The sequence below is a fragment of the Streptacidiphilus alkalitolerans genome, from assembly GCF_042511045.1.
Classification (GTDB): domain Bacteria; phylum Actinomycetota; class Actinomycetes; order Streptomycetales; family Streptomycetaceae; genus Streptacidiphilus; species Streptacidiphilus alkalitolerans.
This window is the reverse complement of record NZ_JBHEZX010000025.1, coordinates 89,178-106,312: the sequence shown is the minus strand read 5'-3', so window position 1 is coordinate 106,312 and position 17,135 is coordinate 89,178. Positions and strand designations below refer to the sequence as shown.

At 71.2% G+C, this 17,135-nt stretch carries 14 protein-coding genes and 5 tRNA genes; 11 read left to right on the top strand and 8 right to left on the bottom strand.

The genetic code is table 11. From position 1 onward, the window contains the following. From ACEZDG_RS35640 to ACEZDG_RS35605, 8 genes are all read right to left on the bottom strand, one after another. Positions 1-414 (bottom strand): GTP-binding protein (locus ACEZDG_RS35640; RefSeq protein WP_380518408.1); only part of this gene is annotated, 414 nt, incomplete at its 3' end. Beyond that, the gene (locus ACEZDG_RS35635; protein ID WP_380518405.1) at positions 395-1,057 is read right to left on the bottom strand and encodes a DUF742 domain-containing protein; all 663 of its coding nucleotides are present in this window, start codon (positions 1,055-1,057) and stop codon (positions 395-397) included. The genes ACEZDG_RS35635 and ACEZDG_RS35640, both read right to left, overlap by 20 nt. Before the next feature lie 87 nt (positions 1,058-1,144). Next, the gene (locus ACEZDG_RS35630; protein WP_370084116.1) at positions 1,145-1,558 is read right to left on the bottom strand and encodes a roadblock/LC7 domain-containing protein; all 414 of its coding nucleotides are present in this window, start codon (positions 1,556-1,558) and stop codon (positions 1,145-1,147) included. Positions 1,559-1,569: 11 nt separating this feature from the next. Then, positions 1,570-4,578 (bottom strand): sensor histidine kinase, encoded by a 3,009-nt coding sequence (locus ACEZDG_RS35625; protein ID WP_380518403.1) that lies wholly within the window; start codon positions 4,576-4,578, stop codon positions 1,570-1,572. Between the two features lie 370 nt (positions 4,579-4,948). Then, positions 4,949-5,560: a GTP-binding protein gene (locus tag ACEZDG_RS35620; protein WP_380518400.1), complete on the bottom strand. Its 612-nt coding sequence runs from the start codon at positions 5,558-5,560 to the stop codon at positions 4,949-4,951. After that, entirely contained in the window at positions 5,541-5,987 is a 447-nt protein-coding gene (locus ACEZDG_RS35615; protein ID WP_380518395.1) for a DUF742 domain-containing protein, read from the bottom strand. Before ACEZDG_RS35615 ends, ACEZDG_RS35620 begins: the two co-directional genes overlap by 20 nt. A gap of 86 nt (positions 5,988-6,073) precedes the next feature. Further along, positions 6,074-6,496, bottom strand: coding sequence for a roadblock/LC7 domain-containing protein (locus ACEZDG_RS35610; protein ID WP_034090093.1), 423 nt, complete (start codon positions 6,494-6,496; stop codon positions 6,074-6,076). Positions 6,497-6,501: 5 nt separating this feature from the next. After that, positions 6,502-9,801 carry a sensor histidine kinase gene (locus ACEZDG_RS35605; protein ID WP_415860289.1) on the bottom strand — a complete coding sequence of 1,100 codons (3,300 nt, stop codon included), beginning with the start codon at positions 9,799-9,801 and terminating at the stop codon, positions 6,502-6,504. 778 nt (positions 9,802-10,579) lie between these two features. Here ACEZDG_RS35605 and ACEZDG_RS35600 point away from each other — a divergent pair. The 11 genes from ACEZDG_RS35600 (at position 10,580) to ACEZDG_RS35550 (ending at position 17,116) form a co-directional block, all read left to right on the top strand. Next, the gene (locus ACEZDG_RS35600) at positions 10,580-10,780 is read left to right on the top strand and encodes a hypothetical protein (RefSeq protein WP_380518388.1); all 201 of its coding nucleotides are present in this window, start codon (positions 10,580-10,582) and stop codon (positions 10,778-10,780) included. A gap of 110 nt (positions 10,781-10,890) precedes the next feature. Beyond that, positions 10,891-11,673 carry a fumarylacetoacetate hydrolase family protein gene (locus ACEZDG_RS35595; RefSeq protein ID WP_380518385.1) on the top strand — a complete coding sequence of 261 codons (783 nt, stop codon included), beginning with the start codon at positions 10,891-10,893 and terminating at the stop codon, positions 11,671-11,673. Further along, positions 11,666-13,177 carry a glutamate--tRNA ligase gene (gltX, locus tag ACEZDG_RS35590; protein WP_380518383.1) on the top strand — a complete coding sequence of 504 codons (1,512 nt, stop codon included), beginning with the start codon at positions 11,666-11,668 and terminating at the stop codon, positions 13,175-13,177. Before ACEZDG_RS35595 ends, gltX begins: the two co-directional genes overlap by 8 nt. Positions 13,178-13,181: 4 nt before the next feature. After that, positions 13,182-13,919: an HAD family hydrolase gene (locus tag ACEZDG_RS35585; RefSeq protein ID WP_380518380.1), complete on the top strand. Its 738-nt coding sequence runs from the start codon at positions 13,182-13,184 to the stop codon at positions 13,917-13,919. Between the two features lie 77 nt (positions 13,920-13,996). Further along, a tRNA-Gln gene (locus tag ACEZDG_RS35580) sits at positions 13,997-14,068 on the top strand. A gap of 11 nt (positions 14,069-14,079) precedes the next feature. Beyond that, positions 14,080-14,152, top strand: a tRNA-Glu gene (locus ACEZDG_RS35575). A 24-nt stretch (positions 14,153-14,176) separates the two neighbouring features. Continuing rightward, positions 14,177-14,252, top strand: a tRNA-Glu gene (locus ACEZDG_RS35570). Between the two features lie 78 nt (positions 14,253-14,330). After that, positions 14,331-14,403, top strand: a tRNA-Glu gene (locus ACEZDG_RS35565). A gap of 142 nt (positions 14,404-14,545) precedes the next feature. Then, a tRNA-Gln gene (locus tag ACEZDG_RS35560) sits at positions 14,546-14,617 on the top strand. A 61-nt stretch (positions 14,618-14,678) separates the two neighbouring features. Continuing rightward, positions 14,679-15,407 carry an ABC transporter ATP-binding protein gene (locus tag ACEZDG_RS35555; protein ID WP_380518378.1) on the top strand — a complete coding sequence of 243 codons (729 nt, stop codon included), beginning with the start codon at positions 14,679-14,681 and terminating at the stop codon, positions 15,405-15,407. Further along, positions 15,404-17,116 carry a DUF6297 family protein gene (locus ACEZDG_RS35550; RefSeq protein ID WP_380518375.1) on the top strand — a complete coding sequence of 571 codons (1,713 nt, stop codon included), beginning with the start codon at positions 15,404-15,406 and terminating at the stop codon, positions 17,114-17,116. The genes ACEZDG_RS35555 and ACEZDG_RS35550 overlap by 4 nt, the downstream gene beginning before the upstream one ends. The last annotated feature ends 19 nt before the right edge of the window (positions 17,117-17,135 follow it).

Here is a 17,135-nt window from a genome sequence, read left to right as displayed (position 1 = left end):
TCCGCTGTTTTCGAAGTAGTCGATGGCGGGGAAGCAGTCGGCGAGGCGTCGGGTGTCGACCAGGACGACGGCGCCGATGGCGCCGCGGACGAGGTCGTCCCACATGAACCAGAAGCGGTCCTGGCCGGGGGTGCCGAAGAGGTAGAGGATCAGGTCCTCGTCCAGGGTGATCCGGCCGAAGTCCATGGCCACCGTGGTGGTGGTCTTCCCGGCGACATGGCTGAGGTCGTCGATGCCGGCCGAGGCGCTGGTCATCACCGCTTCGGTGCGCAGCGGGTTGATCTCGGAGACCGCCCCGACCAGGGTGGTCTTGCCCACCCCGAAGCCGCCGGCCACGACGATCTTCGCTGAGGTGGTCGTGCGGCGGGCTCCGTTGGCAGCCGGTGGGGCGGGCCTAGAGCTTGCGAAGTCCACTGAGCACCCTTTCGAGCAGTGTCACGTCTGGCGTGCCACCGGATTCGCCTCCGGCGGCCGGTTGGTGGATCGCCACCAGGCCGGATTCGGCCAGGTCGGCGACGAGGATGCGGGCCACGCCGAGCGGCATGGAGAGCAGAGCCGAGATCTCGGCCACGGACTTGATGTCCTGGCAGAGATTGCAGATCCGCTGGTGCTCGGGGAGCAGCGAGACGATCCGCTCCGGCGCCGCGGTGGTGGAGACCAGCGCCTCGATGGCGAGCTGGTAGCGGGGACGGGTCCGGCCGCCGGTCATGGCGTACGGACGGATCAGCGGCTCCTCGTCCGGCTCGGGCTCCTGCGGCGGCTGGTGCTTCCAGTCGTCCGCGTAGGACGGCCGGCTGGGGTAGCCGGATCCGGTGCCGCTGGTGGTGGGCGCGTTCGGGGCCGGGTTGGCCGTGCCGCCGTTGGCGTACGGGTTGTCCTGGTAGCCCGGGGAGGGCTGGCTGCCGTAGCCGTGCCGCTGGTCCTGCTCATGGCCGTAGCTGCCCGCGTAGTTGGGCGCGGGCGGGTAGCCGCCGCCGCCCGGACCACCGAACGCGTCGTGGCCTGTACCGGGATAGCCGGTGCCGTACTGGCCGTTCTGGTCCTCAGGCGGTGTCACGGTTCCTCCTCACAGTGGAGCGACAGGTGCGTTGTGGCTCTTGCTGGTGGTACGTGGTGCGTGTCGGCCGGTCGGTGGAGCAGTCGTTCAGTGGAGCAGGCTGCCCTGGAGCTCGGCCCGGAGGGCCGGGGTGAGCACCGTTCCGGCGCGGTCGACCAGGAGGGCCATTTCGTAGCCGACCAGGCCGATGTCGCTGTCGGGTGAGGCGAGGACGGCGAGGGAGGAGCCGTCGGAGACGGCCATGATGAACAGGAAGCCGCGTTCCATCTCGACGACGGTCTGGGTGACCCGTCCGCCCTCGAAGATGCGTGAGGCGCCCTGGGTGAGCGAGGTCAGCCCGGAGGCCACCGCGGCCAGCTGGTCGGCACGGTCCCGGGGGAAGCCCTCGGACATGGCGAGCAGGAGGCCGTCGGCGGAGACCACCACCGTGTGCGACACCCCGGGGGTGTTGTCCACGAAGTTGGTGATCAACCAGTTGAGGTTCTGTGCCGCCTGGGACATCTGACTCACTGCTAACGCTCCGGGTGGTTCGGGCTGCCGAAGAGATCGGCGCCGCCGTGCTGGTCGGGGGAGGGTGCGTCGCCCGCGTTGTGTCCCTGCTGGATGCCGCGGCGCAGGTTGGTGAGCCGGCCGCGGACCTCCTCGGGGGATCGGGACAGCTGGGGCGACGCGGCAGGTGCGGCCGTGCTGGGCTCCGCGACATTGCCGGGGAGCAGGTTCTGCCGCGGCACGCGGCGGGGGAGTCCGGCCGGGGTGGTTCCCCCGGTGGCGGGCTCGGCAGCGGTGGCCGCGGGCGCGGTGGGGACGGGAGCGGACGGCGCGGCCTGAGCCTGGTCGTCCTCCTCCTCGCGGGCCCCGGTGAACCAGTTGGGACGTTCGCCGGCTTCCCGGTCGCCGATCGCCCGACCGCCGCCGAGGGCTTGGCCGGGACGGCGGGTGGGGAGCGTGCCGAACGACCCGTTGGCGGCCGGAGCGGGCGCGGAGGACGGCCGCTGAGGCAGCGCGGGCGGTGTAGTGGAGGCGGGTCGGGGTGCGGGGGGCTGGGGGGCCACGGGCGCCTCGGAGGCGGGTGCGGGGGCGGGGGCGGACTGCGGGGGCTCCGCGTAGTACGGGTGACCGTACTGGGGCTCGGCCTCGGGCTGGTACTGCTGGTACTGCTGGTGTTCGTACTGCTCCGCGCCGTACTGCTGCTGGGCTCCGTACCCCTGGGCGGGGTAGGGGTCCTGGGACGCGAAGGGGTCGGGGGTGGGGTACGCGGCCGGGTACGGGGCCTCGGGGTAGCCCTGCTGGGGACCGCCGAAGGCCTGGTCGAAGGCCCGCTCGTCGAACTCCGGGACGTACGGCTCGTAGGGCTCGGCCTGGTACGGCTCCTGGTAGCCCTGCGCCGGGGCCTGCTGCTCGGCCGCCGCCTGCTGGGCCGCCGCCTGCTGGGCCGCCGCCTCCTGGGCCGCGGGCTCCAGCGCCGCCTGCTCGCGCCGCTGGCCGAGTCGCATGGTGCGCTGCATCAGGTCGGGGCCTGCGCCGACCTCGGCCACCGGGCGCTCGTAGCGGCTGTCGTCGAAGCCCAGCTCGCTCGCGGTGCGGTCGTCCGGGTCGGCGTAGGTGCCGTTCTCGGGCTCCCCGTAGATCCGGGAGACGGTGAACTGCTCCTCCGGCTCGGAGATCCGGGGCACCTGGGTCAGGTGGTCCGGGACCATGACCAGCGAGGTGGTCCCGGCGGACTCGCCGGACGGGCGGAGCTGGACCCGGATGCCGTGCCGCTCGGCCAGCCGGCCGACCACGAACAGGCCCATCTGCCGGGAGACCGAGGCGTCCACGGTCGGCGGGTCGGCCAGCTTGCTGTTGATCGCGGCGAAGTCCTCGGCGGTGAGGCCGATGCCCTTGTCGTGGATCTCGACCAGCACCCGCTGGTCCGGCAGCCGGGTCGCGGTGACCCTGACCCGGGTCTGCGGGCTGGAGAAGGTGGTGGCGTTCTCCAGCAGCTCGGCCAGCAGGTGGACCATGTCGGTGACGGCGGGGCCGATCACATCGGTCTCGGGGATCCCGCTCAGCTCGATCCGCTCGTACTGCTCCACCTCGGAGGCCGCCGCGCGCAGCACGTCCACCAGCGGGATCGGGTCGGCCCACTCGCGTCCGGCCGACTCGCCGGCCAGGACCAGCAGGTTCTCGCCGTTGCGGCGCATACGGGTGGCCAGGTGGTCCAGCTTGAACAGGCTCTCCAGCTGGTCCGGGTCCGCCTCGTTGTTCTCCAGCTCGGTGATCAGCCCCAGTTGGCGTTCGATCAGGCCCTGGGAGCGGCGGGAGAGGTTGGTGAAGATCGCGTTGACGTTCCCGCGGAGCAGGGCCTGCTCGGCGGCGAGCCGGATCGCCTCGCGGTGGACGTCGTCGAAGGCGCGGGCGACCTCGCCGATCTCGTCGCGCCCGGTCAGCGGGATCGGCTGGACCGTGGTGTCGACCCGTTCGGGGTCGGTCTTGGAGAGCTTGCGGACCAGGTCCGGCAGCCGCTCGGCGGCGATGTCCTGGGCGCTGTCGCGCAGGGTGCGCATCCCGCGGACCATGGAGCGGCCCATCAGGTAGACCAGGATCCCGGCGACCAGCATCAGCGCCAGGGCCTCGGCGGTGATGGTCAGCGCCTGCCGGTCGGCGTCGCTCTGGGCCTGCTTGGCGTCGGCGACGATCTGGTCGGTGACCGTGGTCTCCACCTTGCGGATCTGCTTGATGCGGACCGTGGCGGTGTCGTACCAGGACGGGGCGGTGATGCCCGAGGACTTGAGCGACTTCGCGCCGATCATGCCGACCAGGGTGTTCTCCTGGGCGTCGATGTCCTGGCCGATGACGGTCTTCTTGTAGAGCGCCACGTCGGCGGGCACGCCGGCGAGCTGGAACTGCCCCACGGTGGTCGCCGTGAGCCGGTTGGCGACCTGGATCGCGACGGCCAGGTCGGCCGGCATCTTGTCGTACATCAGCGCGATGGTGACCAGGTTGCGCTCGGTCGCCGTGGATTCCTTCTCCAGGGAGAGCGTGTAGAGCTCGCGTCCGCGGCTGTTGAGGTTCTTGTCGCCGAAGCCGAGCTCGTTGTCCAGGCCCAGCAGACCCAGGTAGATGTTGGAGTACAGCACCTCGGTGTCGACCGGGTCGAAGGTCTTGCTGCGGACGTCGTTGCCCTTGCTGCGCAGGTCCCCGAGGCTCTTGGTGACCTGGCTGTTGAAGGCGCCCAGGTCGGTGGTGATCTGCAGGTCCGGCTTCACCTTCGCGGCGTCGACGTTCATGAGCGCGATGTCGGTGTTGGTCTGCTTGCGGGCGGCCAGCAGACCCGCGTCGTTCTGGATGCCCTGCATCTGCGGGATGACCGCGAGGTCGCGCTCGGTCTGCATGTCGTCGGCCACGGTGGTGGCGTCGCGGACCAGGATCGCCACCTTCTCGTTCTGGGCGGCGGCGTCGGCCAGGTCCAGCTGGTCCTTGACGCGCAGCCCGGCGAAGGCCATGGCGGTGAGCACCGGGACGAGCACGATGGCTGTCAACCGGGTGGGCACCCGCCAGTGGCGGAAGCCCCAACGGGAGCCTCCGTCGTCCACGGGGAGGGGAACGGCCTGCCTCGGTCCGGGGTCTGCCTGCTTCTGCCTCACTCGACAACAACCTCTCGGCCGGGCGGCCATTTCTGAACGTGCTACTGATCTGCGCGGATCGCAGGAATTTCAGCACGTACGCGGTGTACGGGCCAAACACCTGTGCCAGGTCCACGTCCTGACGATAAATCGGACATAAAGCCCCACCTGCGGCGAATGCCCACTCTTTGCTCAGCGCAGTGTGCACATCCGCTCACAAGGGGTGAAACTTGTGCAGGAATTACGTGTTGAAATGTTATGCAAACGGGCCTCGGAGCCGCCCGTTTCAGCGCAGCCGTGCCAGCAGCGCGTGCTCGACCAGGGTGATCAGTGCGGATTTGGCGCTGTCTCTGCGTCGGGCGTCGGTGGTGATGACGGGGGTGTCGGGGCCGAGTTGGAGTGCTTCGCGGACTTCTTCGGGGTTGTGGGTCTGGTTTCCGTCGAAGGCGTTGAGGGCGACGACGAAGGGGAGTCCGCTGTTTTCGAAGTAGTCGATGGCGGGGAAGCAGTCGGCGAGGCGTCGGGTGTCGACCAGGACGACGGCGCCGATGGCGCCGCGGACGAGGTCGTCCCACATGAACCAGAAGCGGTCCTGTCCCGGGGTGCCGAAGAGGTAGAGGATCAGGTCCTCGTCCAGGGTGATCCGGCCGAAGTCCATGGCCACCGTGGTGGTGGTCTTCCCGGCGATGTGGGTCAGGTCGTCGATGCCCGCGCTGGCCGAGGTCATCACGGCCTCGGTGCGCAGCGGGTTGATCTCGGAGACCGCCCCGACCAGGGTGGTCTTGCCCACCCCGAAGCCGCCGGCCACGACGATCTTCGCCGAGGTGGTGGCCCGCCGGGCGGGCGCGGGTGGCGTCGGCGCGAAGGGCGCCGCGGGCCTAGAGCTTGCGAAGTCCACTGAGCACCCTTTCGAGCAGTGTGACGTCCGGCGTGCCGCCGTTCTCGACGGCTGCGGCCGGTTGGTGGATCGCGACCAGGCCGGCTTCGGCCAGGTCGGCGACGAGGATGCGGGCCACGCCGAGCGGCATGGGCACCAGCGCGGAGACCTCCGCGACGGACTTGACCTCACGGCACAGCTGCACGATCCGGGCGTGCTCGGGGAGCAGCGACCCGGCCCGGTCGGCGTTGGCCGTGGTGGAGACGAGTGCTTCGATCGCCAGTTGGTACCGGGGTCTGGTCCGGCCCCCGGTCATCGCGTACGGACGCACCAGCGGCTGCCGGGCCGGATTCTGCGGACCGCCGTGCGGACCGCCACCGTGCGAACTGCCGTAGGAGTTGCCGTACGCGTTGCCGTACGGACCGGTGGAGCCTTGGGGCGGGGTCATCTGTCCTCCTTGAGCTGCAGCGGTCCGTCGTGCCACTCCGCGGCTGGCTGGTCGTGCGTGAGGGGGTGGTGGTGCGGTGGCGCCGATCAGTGGAGCAGGCTGCCCTGGAGCTCGGCCCGGAGGGCCGGGGTCAGGACGTCCCCGGCGCGGTCGACCAGGAGGGCCATTTCGTAGCCGACCAGGCCGATGTCGCTGTCGGGTGAGGCGAGGACGGCGAGGGAGGAGCCGTCGGAGACGGCCATGATGAACAGGAAGCCGCGTTCCATCTCGACGACGGTCTGGGTGACCCGTCCGCCCTCGAAGATGCGTGAGGCGCCCTGGGTGAGCGAGGTCAGCCCGGAGGCCACCGCGGCCAGCTGGTCGGCACGGTCCCGGGGGAAGCCCTCGGACATGGCGAGCAGGAGGCCGTCGGCGGAGACCACCACCGTGTGCGACACCCCGGGGGTGTTGTCCACGAAGTTGGTGATCAACCAGTTCAGATTGTGTGCCGCTTGGGACATCTGGCTCATCTGAGTCAACGCTCCTGGGGGTTGCTGCCGTACGGGCCACCGCTCTGGTTCGGTTGGTTGGCCTGGTTCGGAGTGGCCTGGTTGTGGTTGTCGCTACCTGCCTGACGGCCCTGCTGGATGCCGCGGCGCAGGTTGGTGAGCCGCCCGCGGACCTCCTCGGGAGAACGGGAGACCTGGGGCTGCGGGCCCTCGGCCGGGGTGGACTCGGCCATCCCGGGCACCAGGTTGGCCTGCGGCACCCGGCGCGGCAGCCCGGACGGAAGGACTCCGCCGGCGCTGGGCTCGCGCACCTGCTCGGCCCGGCGCCAGACCTCGTCGTTCGCCGACGCCCGCCACGGTCCCGCGGCGGTGGCGCCGGAGGGCACGCCCTCCGCGGTGCCGCGCTGCGGCACCGGACGCTGCGGGGGAGCACCGAACGGGGCCCGGTCGGCGCCGGACGGCGCCGGCACGGCCGAGGTGGACGGCCGCTGCGGCTGGTACGGCTGCGGCCGGCCCGGAGCCTGCTGCTGGGGCGCCTGCGGCGGCTGTGCGGACTCCTGCCCGTACACCTGCACCGCGCGCATCCGGTCGGCCCGCCCGCTGCGGAACCAGTTGGACTCCATCGCCTCGAAGATCGGCGAGCTGCCGGCCCCGGCCTCGGCCGGCGGCAGGGCCCGGGTCAGCGGGTGGTTCGCCAGGTCTTGAGACTGCGGAGTCTGGGACTGCGGAGCCTGCGGCTGCGGAGCCTGCGGGAACTGCTGCGGCGGGAACTGCTGCTGCGGCGGCATCGGCTGCTGCTGCGGGGGCCTGCCCTGCGGCGGCTGGGGCGCCTGCGGACGCTGCGGGGCGAACTGCTGCGGCTGCTGCGGCGCGGGCCGCGGCGGGATCGGCCGGGCCGGCTCCTCGTCGAAGTGCGGCCGGGCGAACTGGGCGGTGCTGTCGGCGCTGCCCAGGGCGTCCGCGGGCTGCGGACGGCCGAGCGGCGAACCGTGCTGCGGCTGCTCGGCCCACAGGGTGCGCTCGTCCAGCGGGCCGGTCGGCTGCGGGGCCGCGGGCGCCGTCGGGGCCTGCGGGCGCTGCGGCTCCTGCGCCTGCACCGGCTGCGGGGCGGGCTGCGGCGGCTGGGGTGCCTGCGGACGGCGCGGGCCGCCCTGCTGGCCGCCCATCGGCGAGGAGCCCTGCGGCAGTCCGGGGGCGTTGCCGCGGCGCGGCAGGCCGGGCTGCTCGGGCGACTGCGGGGGCAGCGAGGGACGGCCGGGGGCCTGCGGCACCGCGCCGCGCTGCTGCTGACCGCGGACCGGGGGAGCGCCCTGGCCCTGCTGCATCGAGCCCTGCATGGCGCTCTGCGGTCCCTGCGGACCGCCGGGAACGCCGCCCTGGGGACCGCCCTGCGGGCGCTGCTGGCCGGGGGCCTGCGCACCGCCGCGGCGCTCGGCCGCGTTGGTGACGTCCACCGGCAGCATGACCAGCGCGGTGGTGCCGCCGGAGTCGCTGGGGCGGAGCTGGATCCTGATGCCGTGGCGGAGCGAGAGTCGACCGACCACGAAGAGGCCCATCCGGCGGGAGACGGAGACGTCCACCACCGGCGGGTTCGCCAGCCGCTCGTTGATCTCGGCCAGGTCGTCGGGGGAGAGGCCGATGCCGGTGTCGTGGATCTCGACCAGCACCCGGCCGTCGGGCAGCGCGTGCCCGGTGACCCGGACCCGGGTCTGCGGGCTGGAGAACGAGGTCGCGTTCTCCAGCAGCTCGGCGAGCAGGTGGACGAGGTCGTTGACGACTCGTCCGGCCACGTCCGCGGTCGGCACCGAGGCCAGTTCGATCCGCTCGTACTGCTCCACCTCGGAGGCGGCGGCACGGAGCACGTCGACCAGCGGGACCGGACGGGTCCACCGGCGGCCCGGGTCCTCACCGGCGAGGACCAGGAGGTTCTCACCGTTGCGGCGCATACGGGTCGCCAGGTGGTCCAGCTTGAAGAGGCTGGCCAACTGGTCCGGGTCGGCCTCGCGGCTCTCCAGCTCGGAGATCATCGACAGCTGACGCTGGATCAGGCCCTGGGAGCGGCGCGAGAGGTTGGTGAACATCGCGTTGATGTTGCCTCGGAGCAGGGCCTGCTCGGCGGCCAGGCGCACCGCCTGCGCGTGGACCTGGTCGAACGCGCGGGCCACCGAGCCGATCTCGTCCGTGGTGTTGATGCCGATCGGGGCGACCGAGGTGTCGACGTCCTGCGGGTCCGACTCGGAGAGGATCCGGACCAGTTCGGGCAACCGGTGCTCGGCGACGTCCTCGGCGGCGGACTGCAGCGTGCCCAGGGTGCGCACCATGGAACGGGCCACGATGGCCGCGCCGATCACCGCGACGAGCAGGACCAGGGCGATCAGGGCCGCGTTGATGATGGCGTCCTGCTGGGCGGAGCTGCGCAGCGAGAGCACCTTGCTGTTCAGCTGCTGGACCAGGATCGACTCGTCCGCGTTCATGTTGGTGATCTGGGTGGTCGCCTCGGCGTTCCAGTCGTTGTACGTGGGGGGAGCGCTCGAACCTCCCCAGCCGTCGGTGGCGTTCACCACGCCCTTGACCACGAGACCGGCACGGGTGACGTTGATCGCGTTCAGCCAGGCGCCGTCGAGGTTGTTGGCCCTGGTCACGCCGTAGAGGCCCTCGAAGGTCGCCTTGGTGCTGTCGGCGCTGGCACTGGCCGAACGCACGAACGCCCGGTCACCGGGGCTGAGCTGGGTGGGGCCGTGACCTGCCTTGATCGACCGGTCGTTGGTGGCAAGACCGGCCGCGATGACGGCGCGGACGACCGACTGGTCGTCCTTCCACTTGGAGAACTCCTGCAGCGACCGGGTGGCCTGGACCAGCTCCGAGTTGGAGGAGGCCAGCGCGAGGTCCTGGCTGAGTGCCAGCAGCGGCTGGATCAGGTTCTCGTACGCCTGGACCGTCGGCTCCGCCTCGGTGCCGGTCTTGGCGTTGCTGAACGCGTCGGTCCGGATCTGGTTCAGCTGGTTGAGCTTGGTCTCGATGTCGGTGATGTCGGCGCCGTCGGCCGGCAGGGTCGACTTGTCGAGCGACTCCACCAGCTTGGTGAACGCGGTCTGCCGGGTGTCGGTGGTCTTCTGGTCCTGGGTGATCTCGTCCGAGTCGGCCGACTGGGTGTACATCACCGTGCCGGCCATCTCGTCGCGCTCGGCCTGCAGCGCGGTCGCGAGCAGCGTCGCCGCCTGGGCGACGTTACCCAGCTGGGCGACCCGCCCCAGCTGGTCCTGGGTCTGCAGCGAGGACTGGATGCGGAAGCCACCGAGGACGATGGCCGCGACCACGGGCAGCACCAGCAGCGCCGTCAGCCTGGTCCGGATACGCCAGTTGTTCAGGGCGTAGCGCTTCGCGCCGGAGACCCGAACCGGGGCGACGCGTCCTATTCGGGCCTGCGCGGCGTCCGCCGATCTCTGTCGGCTGTTCGTCGCGCTGTCCCGACCGGTCTCGATTGGGGGAGTCGCCGATGACTGCTGGCGAACGGCTGCTTCGCGGTCCGCCGGGTCGCCCGGGCCGCCGCCACCCCTCTTGATACGTCCCTGCACTAGCGTCGCAACCTCTGGACCAGGCGCCCCCCGCGAGAACGCGGACAGGACGGTGTCGAGTTTCGGGCGGGCAAGGGTCCTTGCTGTGGACCCTGTTGAGTGCCCGTGTGCCGCCTTTGGAATGGGCCCCGGCGCTGGCAGTGGCGCAGTGGAGGGGTGGCCTCCGGCGGTCCGTGGAATTTCAGCACAGTGCCGGACCAGCAACAAGGGGCGACACAGGGTAGTCAGTTCAGCTACTCTCTGCATCACCCCCTTGACAGATTGTGCTTCATTCCCCCTGGAATACTGCACCTTTCGGACAGCTGACTGATCCTTGCACTCCAGGGAAGGTGACGCCCCGTGATGATTTTGTCCACTCTGTACGAGATGTCGGATTTTCGATGCAGAGCACAATGTCGTAACTGTCGGAACTCACTGCCATATAAGTGACCAAAATCACAGAGGGGGAGGTAGTGCGAGGGGGCTCGTATGTGGAATGAGATCCTGATGAGCAACCTGTCCGAGCTTCTGCCCCTGTGAGGTAGTCCGCGTGTCCACCAAGACGACGATGAGTTCCCGTCCGACCGCCAACCCGCGTCGGACCACTCTCGCCTCCCTGCCCGCCGACGGGGCCCCGGCCCCGCACAGCTCCGCCGTCGACGGGGCCGAACTGCCGCGGCAGACCGCCAACCCGCGCCGCACCAACCTCATGGTGGCCCCGATCCGGGCGGCCGTCCCCGAAACGGTCTGAGACGTACCTTCCAAGGGGCCCTGCCGGAATCCTTCCGGCAGGGCCCCTTCGGTGCCTGCGGATAGGCTGGCCGCATCCAGTCCGCGAGTTCCGAGGGGACAGCAGCCACCGTGCGTATCGCCAGGTTTTCCAGCGAGGGGACCGTTTCCTTCGGCGTCGTCGAGGGCGACGCCGCCCAACCCGAGACGTTGACCCTGCACGTCCTCTCCGGGCACCCCTTCGGCGAGCTGCAGCCCACCGGCCAGGTGCTCCCGGTCAAGGAGGTCCGGCTGCTGCCGCCGATGCTGCCCAACAAGATCGTCGCGGTGGGCCGCAACTACGCCGCCCACGCCGCCGAACTGGGCAACGAGGTCCCCGAGGTCCCGCTCACCTTCTTCAAGCCCTCCACCGCGGTGATCGGCCCCACCGAGAACATCGCCTACCCGCCGTTCTCCGAGGACGTCCAGTACGAGGCCGAACTGGCCGTGGTGATCGGCCGGATGTGCCGCGAGGTGCCGCTGGAGCGGGTCCCCGAGGTGGTCTTCGGCTACACCTGCGCCAATGACGTCACCGCGCGCGACGTGCAGAAGCGCGAGGGCCAGTGGGCCCGGGCCAAGGGCTTCGACACCTCCTGCCCGCTCGGCCCGTGGATCGAGACCGAGCTCGACCCGGCCGACCTGGCCATCACCTGCACCGTCAACGGCGGACTGCGCCAGGCCGGACGCACCTCGCAGATGGTGCGCTCGGTGGCCGAGCTGATCGTCCACATCTCCGAGGCGATGACCCTGCTCCCCGGGGACGTCATCCTCACCGGCACCCCCGCGGGCGTCGGACCCCTGAACATCGGCGACGAGGTCGCCGTCTCCGTCGAAGGCATCGGCACTCTCACCAACAGGGTGATCAAGCGTGGCTAACACCGTCAGCGACCCCGACCCGGCCGTCCGGGTCCGGTTCTGTCCCTCCCCGACCGGGAACCCGCACGTCGGCCTGGTCCGCACGGCTCTCTTCAACTGGGCCTTCGCCCGCCACCACGGCGGCAAGCTGGTCTTCCGGATCGAGGACACCGACGCGGCCCGCGACTCCGAGGACTCCTACGACCAGCTGCTCTCCGCGATGCGCTGGCTCGGCTTCGACTGGGACGAGGGCCCCGAGATCGGCGGCCCGCACGCCCCTTACCGGCAGTCGCAGCGGATGGACGTCTACGCCGACGTGGCCGCCAGGCTGCTCGCGGCCGGACACGCCTACTACTGCTACTGCTCCACCGAGGAGCTGGACGCCCGCCGCGCCGCGGCCCGCGCGGCCGGCAAGCCCTCCGGCTACGACGGCCACTGCCGCGCGCTGACCGCCGAGCAGGTCGCCGGGTACCGGGCCGAGGGCCGCGCGCCGATCGTCCGCTTCCGGATGCCCGAGGGCGCGATCACCTTCACCGACCTGGTGCGCGGCGAGCTGACCTTCACCCCGGAGAACGTGCCCGACTACGGCATCGTCCGGGCCAACGGCGCTCCCCTCTACACCCTGGTCAACCCGGTGGACGACGCGCTGATGGGGATCACCCACGTGCTGCGCGGCGAGGACCTGCTCTCCTCCACCCCGCGGCAGATCGCGCTCTACGCCGCGCTCGCCGAGATCGGCGTGGCCGACGGCCCGGCGCCGCGGTTCGGGCACCTCCCCTATGTCATGGGCGAGGGCAACAAGAAGCTGTCCAAGCGCGACCCGGAGGCCTCGCTCAACCTCTACCGCGAGCGCGGCTTCCTGCCCGAGGGCCTGCTCAACTACCTGGCGCTGCTGGGCTGGTCGCTGGCCGAGGACCGGGACCGCTTCTCCATGGCGGAGCTGGTCGAGGCCTTCGACATCGGCAAGGTCAACGCCAACCCGGCCCGGTTCGACCTCAAGAAGGCCGAGGCGATCAACGCCGAGCACCTGCGCGCCCTGGCCCCGGCCGAGTTCGTCCGCCGGCTGGTGCCGTACCTGGTCGCCTCGGGCCACTTCGCTCCGGAGGGCCCGACCGACGCCCAGCTGGACCTGCTGATCGCCGCCGCGCCGCTGACCCAGGAGCGGATGGTGGTGCTCGGCGAGGTCTCCGGCATGCTCGGCTTCCTCTTCACCGCCCCCGAGGACTTCGCCCTCGACCCGGCCGACGCCGAGAAGGTGCTCACCGCCGACGCCCGCCCGGTGCTGGCCGCCAGCATCGACGCGCTGGACGCGCTGGAGGGCTTCGACCCGGACGAGATCCAGGCCGCCCTGCGCGCCGCCCTGGTCGAAGGGCTGGGCATCAAGCCCAAGTTCGCCTTCACCCCGCTCCGGGTCGCGGTCACCGGCCGCCGGGTGTCGCCGCCGCTGTTCGAGTCCATGGAACTGCTCGGCCGGGACGAGACCCTGCGCCGTCTGCACGCGGCCCTGGACGGCCTGACAGACTGACCGCATGGGGATAGCCAGGCTGCTCTGGGACATTGACGACACGCTCTTCGACTACACCACGGCAGAACGCCTCGGCGTCCTCCAGCACCTCTCCGACGAGGGCCTGCTCAGCGAGTTCGACTCGCCCGAGCGGGCCCTCTCGCTGTGGCAGCAGGACATGGAGTACGCCTACGCCCGCTTCCTGGCCGGGGAGCTGGGCTTCCTCGAGCACCGCAGGGAACGGGTCCGGCTCTTCCTGGGGAGGACCGGCCGCTCGCTCCCCGACACCCGGGCCACCGACGCCTGGTTCGGCCGCTACGTCCGCTGCTACGAGGACCACTGGCGGATCTTCCCCGACGTGCTGCCGGTGCTGGACGCCCTGCGGCACCGCTACCGGCACGGCCTGCTCTCCAACTCCTCGACCCCGCACCAGCACCGCAAGCTCAAGAAGCTGGGCCTGCGCCGGCGCTTCAGCTCACTGGTCTGCTCGGACGAGATCGGCTGCGCCAAGCCCGCCGCCGAGGCCTTCGCGGCCGGCTGCGCGGGCCTGCGGCTGCCCGCGGACCAGGTCGCCTACATCGGCGACAAGCTCACCACCGACGCCCTCGGCGCCCTCGGCGCGGGGCTGCTCCCGGTGTGGATCGACCGGCCCGCGACCGACCCGGAGCCGGCCCCGTCCGGCGTCCACCGCATTCACACCCTCGCTGACCTGCCGGGACTGCTGGAAGTTATCGATTTTGGTGCGGTGCCCCCCATCGGGTAATGTTCTTCTTGTTGCGCCGCCCGGGAGGGACGGTGAGAGAACCAGAAACTCTCATCAAGATCACCTGGACAGGCCGATGGGGTATGGTGTAATTGGCAGCACGAGTGATTCTGGTTCATTTAGTCTAGGTTCGAGTCCTGGTACCCCAGCGTAAGATCTCGCCCCCGTTGTGTAGCGGCCTAGCACGCTGCCCTCTCACGGCAGTAGCGCCGGTTCGAATCCGGTCGGGGGTACGCAGTACAGAAGCAAGGCACCAAGCCCCCGTTGTGTAGCGGCCTAGCACGCTGCCCTCTCACGGCAGTAGCGCCGGTTCGAATCCGGTCGGGGGTACCAGATCCTCCACCCTCTCCATCGGATCGACGAGTCTTCGGACGGAGTCTCCGAGGCGACGAAGCAGGATCACCAAAGCTTGCCCCCGTTGTGTAGCGGCCTAGCACGCTGCCCTCTCACGGCAGTAGCGCCGGTTCGAATCCGGTCGGGGGTACGTGAGGACAGCAGGCCCCCGGCTCCGGTCGGGGGCCTGCTGCGTTCCCCTTCATTCCCTCGTCGAGTGTTATTGATCATGGTCCTGATCAGGTACTGTTCTCCACGGAGCGTCCATCCCTGAGACCGGGGTGGATTTTCTTTGGGGTATGGTGTAATTGGCAGCACGAGTGATTCTGGTTCACTTAGTCTAGGTTCGAGTCCTGGTACCCCAGCAGGTCAGTAAAGCGAAGGCCCGAGAGGGCCTTTTCGTGTTTTGAGAGGCCGGCAGCGCGCATGGCAAAGGGCAAGAAGGTCGCACGTCCACCCCTGCTGGCGCTCAGTCAGGTCAGCCGCCACTACGGCGGCAGGGTCGCGCTGCAGCCGATCAACTTCAACCTCGCCGCGGGCGAGTGCGTCGCCCTGGTCGGCCACAACGGCTCCGGCAAGTCGACCATGCTGCGGCTCGCGGCCGGCCGGGACACCCCCACCAGCGGCACGGTCAAGCTCGACGGCGTGGTCATGGACGAGAACGATCCCCGGGTCCGCGCCCGGCTCGCCGTGGTCGGCGATCTCTCGGCCTGCTACCCGGATCTGACGGTCCGTGAACACCTGGCCCTGGTCGCCGTCTCGCACGGCGTGGAGGAGCCGCTGACCTGGGTCGACCGCGCCCTGGCCGACCGCGGCCTGGCCGAGCACGCCGAGGCGCTGCCCAACTCGCTGTCCTCAGGACAACTCCAGTCGCTGCTGCTGGCCTGCGCCCTGGTCCGTCCGCGCGACCTGCTGATCCTGGACGAGCCCGAGCAGCGGCTCGACCCCGGCGCCCGGCAGCGCCTCGCCGACCTGCTGAAGGCCGAACTCGCCGACGGCGTCGCGGTCCTGCTGGCCACCCACCACCCGGACCTGGCGATGCACGTCGCCGACCGGGTGCTGCTGCTGGAGGACGGCGCGCTGCTGGCGCAGGGCGCCCCCGAGGCCGTACTGCCCACCGCGTTCCCCGGCCTGGCGGCGGGGAGCACCCGGTGAGCATCGCCGACGGAGCCCCGCAGGAGGAGCGGGAACTGTCCCCGGAAGCGGATCCGGAGAAGGAGCCGCAGCCGGAACCCGAGGCCTGGGCCGACGACTGGACCGGCGACACCCTCGCCCTGCTGCGCGCCCTGCGCGCCCCGCACCGCCGCTCCCGGGCCGGCCAGATCGGCTATGTCGTCTACGTCGGCGTGATGATGGTGCTGACCTGGGGCGGCCTGCTCTCGATCGGCGCGTTCGCCAACGCCTCGATGGGCGCCGACTACACCGGGCACGACGCCCAACTGCTGGCCGCGCTCCCGTCCGGGGTCTGTGCGCTCGGCCTCGGACTGATCCTGGTGGTGGCCAGGGACGCGCTGTGGCGCGGCCCGGTGGTCGCCCCCCGGGCCACCGTCGACTGGCTGCTGAACCAGCCGGTCCGGCCGGGCCCGGTGCTGCGGCCGTGGTTCTGGATCTCCTGTGCCATCGCGCTGGTGCCCGGGCTGCTGGCGGCGGCCGGGGCCGGGGTCGCGCTCGGACTGATGGACAGGACCGGCTTCCTGCCCGCCTTCGGCTGGGCGCTGATCGGCGGCGTCTGCGTACCGCTGCTGGCGACCTGCTGCGGGGTGGCCGTGGAGCGCTACGAGGGCGCCGCCCGCTTCGTCCGCCGGGTCTCGCCGCTGGTGGCGCTGCTGGTGCTGCTGCTCGCTGTGCAGAGCGTGCTCGGTTGGACCGGCCACGGCAACTCCACGCTGGAACTGGCCGAGATGTGGTCCGGGCCCTGGGGTTGGGCCGCGCTGGTCGGGCTGACCCCGACCACGGCCGCCGTCTCCGGCGGCTGGCTGGCGCTGGTGCCGCTGCTGCTGCTCACCGCGGTGGCCCTGGTGCTCGGCTACCGGGGCGCGGCCGGCATCCGGCTGGGCAGCCTGCGGGAGCGGGCCCGTACCGCGGCCGGGGTCGCGGCGGCGCTGCGGACCGCCGAACTGCGCTCGGCGCGGATGGTGCTGGCGCAGAACCAGCAGAGCGGGCGCCGGGCCCGGCTGCGGATCCCGCCGCCCAGCCGGGCCTGGCTGGCCGTGCCCTGGCGGGACGCCACCGCGCTGCTGCGCGCCCCGTCCAGGATCGGCCGCGCGGTGCTGTTCTCGGTCCCGGCGCTGCTGCTGGTCCCCGCCGTCGCGGCGGCCAGCGGGGTCGACCGGCTGCTGCTGACCGCGGTGACCGTCTCCTTCGGCTACCTCGCCGCCGCGCAACTCGCGGAACCGGCCCGGGTCGAGGCGGACGACCCGCGCCGGGCGGGCTGGTCCCCGTACCCGTACGGCGAGCTGATGCTGCGTCACGCGGTGGTCCCGGCGCTGTCCGCGGTGCTGCTCGCGGCGCTCGGGGCCGGTGTGGCCGCCGCGCTGGGGGCCGGGGCCGCGGTGTGGCTGGCCCCGGTGGCCGCGCTGCCGCTGACGGCCGCCGCCATGGTGAACGCCTGCCGCGGGCCCTCCCGGGTGGAGCTGATGTACACCCCGACCGGGATGGGCAGCATGGGCCCGTTCATCTTCCTGGCCTGGTACGCCGCCGGGCCGGTGACCCTGGTCCCGGCGCTGGCCTTCGCGCTCGGCCTCGGCCACGGCCCGAGCGCGGTCACCGGCGTGTTCTGGTGCCTGCTGTTCGCGGGCGTCCTGTTCTACTGGTCCTACCAGCGCGCGCTGACCCTCTCCGGCCGGCACCGGCCCAAGGACTGAGTCCAGGAGCCTCCGATGA

Excerpts from the sequence above, each read along its gene's own strand:
- ACEZDG_RS35585 (WP_380518380.1), top strand. The coding sequence starts at position 13,182 with ATGGGGATAGCCAGGCTGCTCTGGGACATTGACGACACGCTCTTCGAC.
- ACEZDG_RS35555 (WP_380518378.1), top strand. The coding sequence starts at position 14,679 with ATGGCAAAGGGCAAGAAGGTCGCACGTCCACCCCTGCTGGCGCTCAGT.
- ACEZDG_RS35610 (WP_034090093.1), bottom strand. The coding sequence starts at position 6,496 with ATGAGCCAGATGTCCCAAGCGGCACACAATCTGAACTGGTTGATCACC.
- ACEZDG_RS35630 (WP_370084116.1), bottom strand. The coding sequence starts at position 1,558 with ATGTCCCAGGCGGCACAGAACCTCAACTGGTTGATCACCAACTTCGTG.
- ACEZDG_RS35615 (WP_380518395.1), bottom strand. The coding sequence starts at position 5,987 with ATGACCCCGCCCCAAGGCTCCACCGGTCCGTACGGCAACGCGTACGGC.